The organism is Aliinostoc sp. HNIBRCY26 (genome assembly GCF_050235535.1).
Taxonomy (GTDB): domain Bacteria; phylum Cyanobacteriota; class Cyanobacteriia; order Cyanobacteriales; family Nostocaceae; genus Trichormus.
In genome coordinates this window covers 3898231-3909893 of record NZ_CP189852.1, presented here as the reverse complement: position 1 = coordinate 3909893, position 11663 = coordinate 3898231, and the positions used below count along the sequence as shown (strand labels likewise).

General features: G+C 38.4%; 7 protein-coding genes. 6 read left to right on the top strand and 1 reads right to left on the bottom strand.

What is annotated here, in order from left to right; genetic code table 11:
- Nucleotides 1–98: 98 nt before the first annotated feature.
- From ACQFX9_RS16630 to ACQFX9_RS16615, 4 genes are all read left to right on the top strand, one after another.
- Nucleotides 99–470, top strand: coding sequence for a hypothetical protein (locus tag ACQFX9_RS16630; RefSeq protein ID WP_427157022.1), 372 nt, complete (start codon nucleotides 99–101; stop codon nucleotides 468–470).
- Between the two features lie 31 nt (nucleotides 471–501).
- A complete protein-coding gene (locus ACQFX9_RS16625; protein ID WP_427157021.1) occupies nucleotides 502–927 on the top strand; it encodes an NUDIX hydrolase in 426 nt (141 codons plus the stop codon).
- A gap of 232 nt (nucleotides 928–1159) precedes the next feature.
- Nucleotides 1160–2260, top strand: coding sequence for an AI-2E family transporter (locus tag ACQFX9_RS16620; RefSeq protein WP_427157019.1), 1101 nt, complete (start codon nucleotides 1160–1162; stop codon nucleotides 2258–2260).
- Between the two features lie 62 nt (nucleotides 2261–2322).
- Entirely contained in the window at nucleotides 2323–3045 is a 723-nt protein-coding gene (locus ACQFX9_RS16615) for an FkbM family methyltransferase (RefSeq protein WP_427157018.1), read from the top strand.
- Between the two features lie 114 nt (nucleotides 3046–3159).
- Here ACQFX9_RS16615 and ACQFX9_RS16610 read toward each other — a convergent pair whose 3' ends face one another.
- Nucleotides 3160–3699: a PEP-CTERM sorting domain-containing protein gene (locus ACQFX9_RS16610; RefSeq protein WP_427157016.1), complete on the bottom strand. Its 540-nt coding sequence runs from the start codon at nucleotides 3697–3699 to the stop codon at nucleotides 3160–3162.
- Between the two features lie 332 nt (nucleotides 3700–4031).
- Between ACQFX9_RS16610 and ACQFX9_RS16605 the strand changes: the two genes are divergently transcribed.
- Together ACQFX9_RS16605 and ACQFX9_RS16600 are read left to right on the top strand one after the other, a co-directional pair.
- Nucleotides 4032–5630: an alkaline phosphatase D family protein gene (locus ACQFX9_RS16605; protein WP_427157015.1), complete on the top strand. Its 1599-nt coding sequence runs from the start codon at nucleotides 4032–4034 to the stop codon at nucleotides 5628–5630.
- Nucleotides 5631–5787: 157 nt separating this feature from the next.
- Nucleotides 5788–11646 (top strand): ATP-binding sensor histidine kinase, encoded by a 5859-nt coding sequence (locus tag ACQFX9_RS16600; protein ID WP_427157013.1) that lies wholly within the window; start codon nucleotides 5788–5790, stop codon nucleotides 11644–11646.
- The last annotated feature ends 17 nt before the right edge of the window (nucleotides 11647–11663 follow it).

Below are 11663 nucleotides of genomic sequence, written 5' to 3'. Positions count from 1 at the left end.
TTTGGGTTTGGGGAAGAAAAACTAAGTGGTTGTTGACTGCTGACTGTTGACTGTTGACTATTGACTATTGACCATTGACTGATTGTTGAGTTGGAATTATGAATTACAAACTAAAAATTGGTATTAGCTTACTTTTGATGCTGCTACTTTGTGGGTGTGGTGCTTTAAACTCGTCTAACTTACAAGGTAATAAATTTGGTTTTGGGAGTAATGTTACGGAAATCAAGACGATTCAAGCAAAGCGAGAAAAACTTGGTACTGTTTATGTCCAAGGGAAGGTGGAAAGAAAAGTCCCCTTATTACAACGTCAAGCATATTTAATTAATGATTCCACGGGCAAAATCTGGATTGTGACTAATCAAGGTAACGTCAAAGAGGGGGAATCATTTGTGATGAGGGGCAAAATACTATACCAAAGTATTCCTATAGCTAATCAGGAATTCGGGGAAGTTTATTTAGAAGAGGAGTAATATTGATGACATAGATTTTCTATAAATTTTTATGAATAACGAACAAGTCCATGTAGCGATCGCTATTCTTTATCGAGACAATAAATTTTTAATGCAGCTGCGGGATGATATTCCGAATATTCCCTACCCTGGTCACTGGGCGTTGTTTGGTGGTCACATTGAACCAGGAGAAACACCAGCAGAAGCAGTACAAAGAGAAATTTTAGAAGAAATCGCTTACAAACTCCCCTCATTCACTGAATTTGGTTGTTATCCTAGTGAGACAGTTGTCCGTCATGTTTTTCATGCGCCTTTGCTAGTGGAATTGCACCAGCTAGAGTTAAATGAAGGGGCGGATATGGCTTTACTAACACCAGAAGATATTCACGCAGGTAAAGCTTATTCTCAAAATCTAGGTGAAGTAAAACCTCTAGGGTCTGTAGTCCAGAAAATTTTATTAGACTTTATGGGGAAATAGTCAATAGTCAATAGTCAATAGTCAATAGTCAATAGTCAATAGTCAATAGTCAATAGTCAATAGTCAATAGTCAATAGTCATTACTCAGCACTCATTACTCAGCACTCATTACTCAGCACTCATTACTCAGCACTCATTACTCATTACTCTTTCCCTCGTCTTCCCAATGCTCCATGCCCAATTACCATCGAGCAGGCAAAATAAAGTTATGTTCATGTGGAGTCACCATTCAATGCAATCATTAAATAAATTGCCACGATGGTTAACTGTGGGACTGGCGTTTCCTGTTGTGATTCTTAACGGTTGGTTGTTACTTCAGGTTGTGCAGTATTTTCAACCCTTAGTGAGTGTTTTTGCATCGGCTGTACTGCTGGCTTTTGTTTTAGATTATCCCATCCAATTTTTTCAAAGCCGTGGAGTGAAACGTAACTTGGCGATTGGTGGGGTGTTATTGTTGGCTGTGGTGATTTTAGTGGCTTTAGGTCTGACTTTAGTTCCACTAATTATTGAACAGCTCAATGAACTAGTGAATATTTTGCCTAATTGGATTGATTCTGGCTCGCAACAGCTTGACGCTTTCCAAAATTGGATCGCTACCCAAACTTTACCAGTAAATTTGAGTAGTCTATTCACGCAACTGATAGAAAGATTGTCTAATCAATTACAGGCTGTCACCGGCAAAATTTTGGGTTTGGCGTTCGATACTATCGGTGTGGTGGTGAATGTGCTGCTGGCGGTAGTGCTAACTATTTATATGGTATTAAATGGCGATCGCTTGTGGGATGGTCTATACCAGTGGTTTCCGACAAATATCAGTATGAAAGTCCGCCAACTACTGCGGGAGGATTTCCATAATTACTTTATTGGTCAGGCGACGTTAGGAGCAATATTAGCGGTAACGGTTACTTTGGCTTTTGTGGCTTTGCGAATTCCCCTAGCGTTATTATTTGGTATTGGTATCGGTTTTTTCTCCCTATTTCCTTTTGGTACAGGTATCGGTATTACTATTGTTAGTTTATTAGTTGCTTTAGAAAACTTTTGGCTAGGAGTGGAAGTTTTGGGAGTAGCTGTAGCTATTGACCAAATTAACTCTAATTTTGTTGCACCTCGAATTCTCGGTAATTTGACTGGCTTAAATCCGGTTTGGGTGGTAGTTTCTTTACTATTAGGTGCGAAATTAGGTGGTGTTTTAGGTTTATTAGTGGCTATCCCCACAGCTAGCTTTATTAAAGATATAACTGATTCATGGCGGACTGGAGAATTTGAGCAAGCAGGTGATGTATCATCAGATGCAGCAAAAGTTACAGGTGAAGTAGTAATCACCCACAAATAAGAGCTACGCCAGACTGAGGACAGACATTTTACCCTTTTACTAGATACAAATCCTATTCATCTATGCAAAAAGTAGAGTATCAAATCAACAGGTTAGCTGGTCAATTAAGGCTCAAAGTCAGAGAATTTACCAAACCACAGACTGTGGAAATTGCTGGTATTAAGTTGCCTATTCCACCAAATATCAGTCGAGGGCCACTAGAAGCCCTTTATGCTGGTTATTATGAAGCGTCTGAGTTGAAAATCATTCAAGCCAATTTAGAAAAACATGACCGAGTTATGGAATTGGGAACTGGTTTAGGTTTACTGGCCAGTTACTGCGCGCGACAATTAGGTTCAGATCATGTATTTACCTATGAAGCAAATCCAGCGTTAGAACCTTTTATCCGTCAGACTTTTGCTTTAAATAATGTCAATCCCCATTTTCATCATTGCTTGTTAGGTGAAACTTCAGGAACGCAAGATTTTTATGTTGCTAAAAGCTTTTGGTCTTCTTCAACTATTCAACGCAAACCTGATGACCAAAAGATTCAAGTTCCTGTAATTATCTTCAATCAAGAGATTCAAAGAATTGACCCAACTTTTTTGATTCTCGATATTGAAGGTGGTGAATATGAATTATTTAAATATGCCAATTTACACAATGTACGCAAAATATGTATTGAATTGCATTCCCGCATTCTAGGCTCAGAAAAAACCGAATTTGTGGAGAGTAAATTAGCTGAACAAGGTTTTTATCTTGATCCTAAAAAACTCTATGCCAACGAATTATTATTTATTCGTTAATATTTAATTAAGTAGCCATCATTAACAATGTTGGTATATCTTTGTCTGTATGCCCGAAGTATTTGAGAATTCGGGCATAGTTTTTACTATAGATTTGACCACAAAATTGAACGTTTATTGTTTGAGTAATCTTGATTTTTTATTGATAATCAAACTAGTACCTAGAACAATGACAGCACCCAACATAGTAGCGGGTTCAGGTACTTTTGTATAAGTTACCTTACCAAAACCAATTTCAGTATTTTGAAAATTAGCATCCAAAATCGTCAAATCTTCTCCCACAATCTCATAATAAAATTCTGTCGGACTAGTTTTATCTAAGAAAAAATAACTTAATTCTATAGATGGCTGACCATTGACAGAAGCCACTAACGATACAATAGGAAAATCAGGATAGGCAATATCATCTTGTTCTGTGTAAATATTACTGTCCCCGTCAAATTGGAAAGATAGCGACTTAACTACTGTTCCTGGAAAAATACTATTGCTAAAAGTTTCATCATCAAAACTAAAAAATCCTTTACCAGTTTTGGTAGGACTTTCAACAGTGAAAGCATAATTCACAATCGCCGCCGATGCGGTTTTAACATTAACAGCAGCAAATCCTACAGCCAGACTCGCAGTAGCTAAAACTAAATTTTTCCACAATTTCATCTCAGTTACCCTCAAATTAAATTTTGGCTAAATTTGTCAACATCAGGTGCAGAGGTAAAAAATAGTTATTTTCCTAAATAAATTTACGAAAATAATGTTTTTTACTGGTGGTATTAGCACAGATGTCTAGATTTAGTCTATTTTTCGGTAGCTAGTTTAAGCAAAATTTAATAGCAGGTAAAATGACATTTTTGGCTGAAATGTTAAATTACATAAAGTATTTTGAAGTGATTTTTATTAACCACTAGATAACTCTATCTTTACTTGTTGCCATCATCGCCTGTGGTAAACACTGATTCTGTAAGACTTCGCTGGATATTCTATTAATTAGTATGGAATCTCATCATCCATTAAAGCTAAATCGTCGTCGATTTTTGCTCAATTCAGCAGTAACAGCAGGTGGAATTATTACCACAAATGTTTTATCAAAATCTCCAGTTTTTGGACAAGCACCAGCAATTATTACCTCCGATAAAATGCGTCCTACAATACCTTATGGTGTAGCGACTGGGGATATTACTAGTAATAATGTGGTGATTTGGAGTAAGAGCGATCGCGCCTCTAGAATGCTCGTAGAATATTCCACAAACCCCTCTTTTAGTAGTTTGCAGCGTGTTTTAGGGCCTCAAGCTTTAGCAGCCACCGACTTTACAGCCAGATTAAACTTAAGAAATCTACCACCCAATCAACAAATTTTTTATCGGGTGCTGTTCCAAGATTTAAATCAAGATACCTACAGTGAACCTGTAAACGGTAGCTTTCGCACTCCCGCTATTACCAATAGAGACATAGTATTTGTTTGGGGTGGAGATACCGCCGGTCAAGGATGGGGTATAAATCCTGAATTTGGCGGGATGAGAATTTACGAAACTATGCGCCAACTCCAACCCGACTTTTTTGTCCATTGCGGTGATACGATTTACGCTGATAACCCAATCTCCACCCAAGTAACCCTAGATGATGGTAGTATCTGGAAAAATATCACCACAGAAGAAAAATCGAAAGTTGCAGAAACACTCAAAGAATTTCGTGGGAACTATCAATACAACCTACTAGATGAAAATGTGAAGCGGTTTAACGCCGAAGTTCCCATGTTGGCACAATGGGATGACCACGAAGTGACTAATAACTGGTACCCTGGGGAAATCCTCACTGATGCCCGTTATGCAGTCAAGGATGTGAACTTGCTAGTACAAAGAGCAAGACAAGCCTTCTTAGAATATATGCCCATTGGCTATACAACCAATAACACCGAGCAAGCGAGAATTTATCGCGCCTTTAATTATGGCCCCTTGTTAGATATTTTCATGCTCGATGAACGCACCTATAGAGGGCGAAATAGTCCCAATAATCAACCAGTACCCAGCCCAGATACTGATATGCTGGGTAGCAAACAAATACAATGGATTAAACGTCAACTGCTCACATCCAAAGCTACATGGAAAGTTATTTCCAGTGATATGCCGCTAGGATTAATAGTGCGAGATGGTAGCACAGACTTTGAGGCTTGGGCTAACGCTGACAACGGCGTACCTTTAGGGAGAGAGTTAGAAATTGCTGATTTACTGCGGTTTATCAAACAGAAGAATATTAAAAATGTAGTGTGGATAACTGCTGATGTTCATTATGCCGCAGCCCACTATTACGACCCCAATAAAGCGCAGTTTCAAGACTTCAAACCTTTTTGGGAATTTGTCGCCGGGCCTCTCAACGCTGGTACATTCGGGCCGAACCAATTAGAAAATACTTTTGGGCCACAGTTGATTTTCCAAAGCCTTCCCCTGGGGACAAGAGCAAATCGACCCCCAAGTGCAGGTTTACAATTCTTTGGTGCTGTTAAAATCAATGGTGCAAGCAAAGTGATGACCGTATCAATACGTGATTTAGCTGGACAAGTTCTATACAGTGTAGATTTACCTCCAGAAGCTTAGATTCTTCACAATGCGGCGCGTTGACTGTTAAGCGTTAACAGTCAACTGTCAAAAAAACTGCTTTGTAAAATTTTGTATAGATGCAATGTAGCGATCGCCTGCTAATTTGGAATGTAGACGGGGAAAACTAACTCCAGATTAGTAAGAGATAGTCATTATGGTCAGGATATTTGAGACTCAGTTCCCTGGTTATATTATCAAAGACGAAATTTACTCAGGTACACGCACAGTAGTTTACCGAGGAATGCGGGAGCAAGACCAAAAACCTGTGGTAATTAAGCTAATGCGTGTAGAATACCCTAGTTTTCACGAACTCTTACAATTTCGCAACCAGTATGTGATTGCGAAGAATCTCGCTTTAACTGGTATCATTCAACCCTATTGCTTAGAAGCTTACCATAACGGCTATGCTCTAGTCATGGAAGATTTTGGCGGTATATCCCTCAAAGAATGGGGCATAGAACAAGGCAATACCCAATTAATCGCCAATTTTTTACCAGTGGCAATTCAGATTGCAGATATCATCCACCAACTACATAATAGTATTGACGACGGGTCAAACCTGTGTGTGATTCATAAAGATATTAAGCCCGCCAATATTTTAATTAATCCCCAAACTAAACAAGTAAAACTCATAGATTTTAGTATCGCTTCTCTACTACCAAGAGAAATACAAGAAATTCAAAGTATTCATGTTTTAGAAGGAACTATCGCCTATTTATCGCCAGAACAAACTGGACGCATGAATCGAGGTATTGATTATCGCACTGACTTTTATTCCTTGGGGGTAACTTTCTATGAAATGTTAACTGGAAAATTACCTTTTCATTCTGATGACCCCATCGAATTAGTTCACGCCCATCTAGCAAAATTAGCCACCCCGCCGCATCAAATCAACCCTCAGATTCCAGGAGTAATTTCCCAAATTATTACCAAACTCATGGCGAAAAATGCCGAGGAAAGATATCAAAGCGCGCTGGGTTTAAAATATGATTTAGAAACTTGCTGGCAGCAATTTACAACCATAGGAGAAATCCCCGAATTTACCATAGGTAAAAGAGATATTTGTCACCGCTTCACTATTCCCGAAAAGCTCTATGGACGAGAACAGGAGGTACAAATATTACTTGATGCTTTTGCTAGAGTTACTCACGGCACATCAGAATTAATGTTAGTTGCAGGATTTTCTGGTATCGGTAAAACCGCAGTTGTCAATGAAGTTCATAAACCAATAATTAAACAGCGTGGTTACTTTATTAAAGGCAAGTTTGATCAGTTCAATCGCAACATTCCTTTTTCTGCATTTGTGCAAGCATTTCGTAATTTGATGGGGCAATTATTAACAGAACCAGATGCAGTAGTGCAGAATTGGCAAGATAAAATCCTAGCAGCATTAGGAGAAAGTGGTCAGTTAATCATTGAGGTGATTCCTGAATTAGAATTGATTATTGGTAAGCAAAAAGCAGTACCAGAGTTGTCAGGTAGTGCAGCTCAAAATAGATTTAATTTATTATGGCAAAAATTTATTCAAGTTTTCACCAGCCCAGAACATCCCCTAGTGATATTTTTAGATGACTTACAATGGGCTGATTCTGCATCCCTACAACTGATAAATTTATTAATCAGTAATATCAATAATGGTTATTTATTATTAATTGGTGCCTATAGAGATAATGAAGTCACACCAGCCCATCCGTTGATGTTAACTTTAGCTAAAATTCAGGAAATAACTCCCAAAATTCACACAATTACCTTGAATAATCTCAGCTATTTAAAACTCAATCAACTAGTAGCTGATACATTAGGTTGTGCTGAAGATTCTTCTTGGTCTCTGTCACAATTAGTCTATCAAAAAACTCAAGGTAATCCTTTTTTTACTACCCAATTCCTCAAAGCACTACACCAAGATGGATTGATTGAATTTAACTCATTTGAGGGATGTTGGCAATGTGATATTAGCCAAATAAATCAGCAAGCATTGACAGATGATGTGGTAGAGTTTATGGGCATACAATTGCGAAAGCTACCACCATCAACTCAACAAGTCCTCAAATTGGCGGCTTGCATTGGTAATCATTTTGATTTGCAAGTCCTTGCCATTGTTTCGGAACAGTCAGTCATAGAAACTGCTGTTTGTCTATGGAATGCCTTGCAAGAAGGCTTAATTTTACCCCGAAATGATATTTATAAATTTTATGTCGGGGATGTTAATCAACTAGTTACTCACGAAACTTCTGAGATTGTTACATATAAATTCCTCCATGATAGAGTGCAGCAAGCAGCCTATGCTTTAATCCCTGAATCGCAAAAGCAGTTGACTCATTTAAAAATTGGACAGTTACTTTTAGAAAATACATCTCCAGAAGCATTGGAAGCCAGCATTTTTGAGATTGTCGGTCAGCTAAATCAGGGTATTAAGATCATTAACCGACAAGCAGAAAAATATAAGTTAGCCCAGTTAAATTTAATAGCAGGGAGGAAAGCTAAAGCTGCAACTGCTTACACTTCTGCTGTCAAATACTTAAGTTATGGTGTGGAATTATTAGCCGCCAATAGTTGGGATACTCACTATCAACTTACCTTTGGTTTACATCGAGAATTGGCTGAGTGTGAATATTTAACTGGTAATTTAAATCAGGCAGAAAGGCTATTTGATTTAGCCCTAAATCATACTCAAGATAAGTTTGACCAAGCAGATATTTATGCGGTGCAAATGTATCTGAAAATGACTCAGGGGGAAAATATCCAAGCGGCTTGTGAAGCGGGATTACAAGGTTTAAGCGTAATGGGGATGCAATTACCTTCTACCATTGGAGAACAAGAATCTGCACTCAAGATTGAAATAGAAAAATTAAATACTCAACTAGCCCAGATTCATCCAGCAGATTTATTTAATTTACCTGAGATGACAGACCCAGTGAACAAGGTCTGTATCAGTCTTTTAGCTGACCTTTGGGCGGCTACTTATATGGCGGGGCATCAAAATCTAGCTGTTCTCAGTTCTCTATTAATGATTAATTTATCATTAAAATATGGCAATGCTCCTGCCTCTGGTTTTGCTTACTGTCTTTATGGTATGAGTTTAGCCAATCAAGGAGATTATGCAACTGCTTATGAATTTGGAGAACTAGGTTTAAAACTGGATCGCCATTTTAATAGCACTAAGTTTATACACAAAACCAATAATATCTTTGCACATACAATTAACCCCTATAATCGGCATTTGCGAACAAATTTAGTGGTATCTGAGCAAGCATATCAAAACAGCCGAGAAGCAGGGGATGTGGTGTTTGGTGTCTGGGCGGTTTCGTTTTTAATTTGGGCGATGTTAATTAAAGGCGATCGCCTCGCGGATGTTTACGCTGAAACTGAGAAGTATCTGAGTTATGTGCAGCAAGTTAACGATGTAAATATGCTGTATGCTTTCACATTACAGCGACAGTTTTTATTAAATTTGCAAGATTCTGCTCAAAAGACTGACTTATTAAGCGATCGCCACGAACAGGAAGTACCATACATAGATATTTGGCGACAAAAACAGAACTTTGAACACGGAATTAACTGGTACTGTTTTCTGAAACTCCAACTTGCATACCTTTATGGACGTTATGCGGATGGCGTTGCAGCTGCATTAGAAGCGCAGAAAACCCTACCTGCTAACGCGGGGTTTTTCCCGATTATTCAATACCATTTCTACTATCCCCTCTGTTTAGCAGGACTATGTGAAACAGCGACACCAGAAGAACAACAGGAATATTGGGTAATATTACAACAACAGCAGCAAGTTATCAAAAAATGGGCGGATAACTGCCCAGAAAACTTTCAACATCGATATTTGTTACTGTCTGCGGAAATGCTCAAAATTTCTGGTAGAGGAATTGAAGCTATAGATTTATACGATCGCGCTATTAATGAGGCGAAAACTAACGCATACATTCAAGAAGAGGCGATCGCTAATGAACTGGCTGCCAAGTTTTACTTAGAATGGGGCAAGGAGAAAGTAGCCGCAGGCTATATGCAGGAAGCTTACTACTGCTATGCTCGTTGGGGAGCTTTAAGCAAGGTAAATGATTTAGAGAAACGCTATCCCCAACTGTTGCAACCAATTTTGCAGCAACGACAACTCAACCTCAACCCACTAGAAACCATTGCTGATTTCGGCTTAACTCGTACTTCTTCATCTACCCGTAATTCTAATAGTAGCAACAACAATCTGGCTCATGCTCTCGATTTTGCTTCTATTCTCAAGGCAGCTCAAGCCATCTCCAGTTCCATCGAATTGGATCAACTAATCATCAGTCTGACTCGAATTATTTTAGAAAACTCTGGTGCTAAGAAAACTGCGTTAATTTTGCCCCAAGAAAATACTTGGCAAGTCAGAGCAATTACTTATTCGGGGAGTGATGTAGAAACTATTTTAGATACACAACCAGTAGATACTTGTGCAGGTATACCCAAACAACTGATTTATTATGTCAAAAATACCCAAGAAACAGTAGTAATTGACAATTTACGCACCGATATTCCTGGGGTGATTGGCGAATATATGCACTTTGTCCAACCCAAGAGTGTACTATGTATGCCAATTCTCAACCAAGGGAATTTAGTGGGGATTTTGTATCTAGAAAATCAACTAACTCAAGGGGTATTTACCAGCGATCGCTTAGTTGTGTTAAATTTCCTCTGTAGCCAAGCGGCCATTTCTCTAGAAAATGCCCGACTCCACGCACTCGAACGGGAGAAATCTGAACATCTAGAACAATCTCAAAGAAGATTACAACTCATTATTCAAGAAACATCTATCGTTATTATTGAGTGGAATACTGATTTTGAATTTCAAGCTTGGAATCCCGCCGCAGAAAAAGTATTTGGTTATCAAGCAGCAGAAATTCTCGGTAAGAGTTTACGGTGCATTATTCCTGAAGAGTATCATATCTATGTAAATGATGTGAGAGATAAAATTTTAGCTCAACGTGGGGGAACTCACGCAATTAATGAAAACTTGACTAAGGATGGCCGACGAATTATTTGTGAGTGGTTTAATGCGCCGATGTTTAACTCCGATGGCGAGGTGTGTGGCGGTGTTTCGATGGCTGTAGATATCACTGATCGTCAACAAGCCGAAGCCGCTTTACAACAAAAATCCCAAGAACTAGAACAAGCTTTGCAAAACCTCCAACAAGCACAATTACAGATTATTCAAAGCGAAAAGATGTCAGCTTTAGGTAATCTGGTAGCTGGTGTAGCTCACGAAATTAATAATCCTGTAGGCTTTATTAAAGGTAATATTCAACCTGCTTATGAAGGGGTACGAGATTTATTTGCTCTGCTGAAACTTTACGAAGAAAAATTTCCCGATCCTGGTGAAGAAATTGAGTTGGAAAGAGAGAACATTGATTTAAAATATCTCCGCGAAGACTTACCAAAATTAATTTGTTCGATGCAAGAAGGGGTGCAACGCATCCGCGAAATTAGTAATAGCTTACGCATTTTCTCACGCGCTGATTCTGATAATAAAGTGCCTTTTAATATTCATGATGGTTTAGATAGTACACTTTTGATTCTTAAACATCGACTCAAAGCTAACGAAAATCGCCCCGCAATTACAGTGGTGAAAAATTATGGTCAATTACCTCAAATAGATTGTTTCCCTGGACAATTAAATCAGGTATTTATGAATTTATTAGCCAACGCTATCGATGCTCTAGAAGAATCAAATATGGAACGGAGTTTTGCTGAGATCAAAGCTCATCCCAATGTGATTACAATCACTACTAAAATGAGTGACGATCAAAAGCAAGTAATTATTAGTATTCAAGATAATGGTTTAGGCATAAGTCCAGAATTACAAGAGAAGATTTTTGACCATCTTTATACTACGAAAATCGTCGGTAAAGGTACAGGCTTGGGATTAGCGATCGCCCGTCAAATCGTTATGGAAAAACATCAGGGAACTATAGAAGTGAATTCTGCACCAAACCAAGGAGCAGAATTTATCATTATGCTACCAAAATAAAGATAAATCAGCCAATG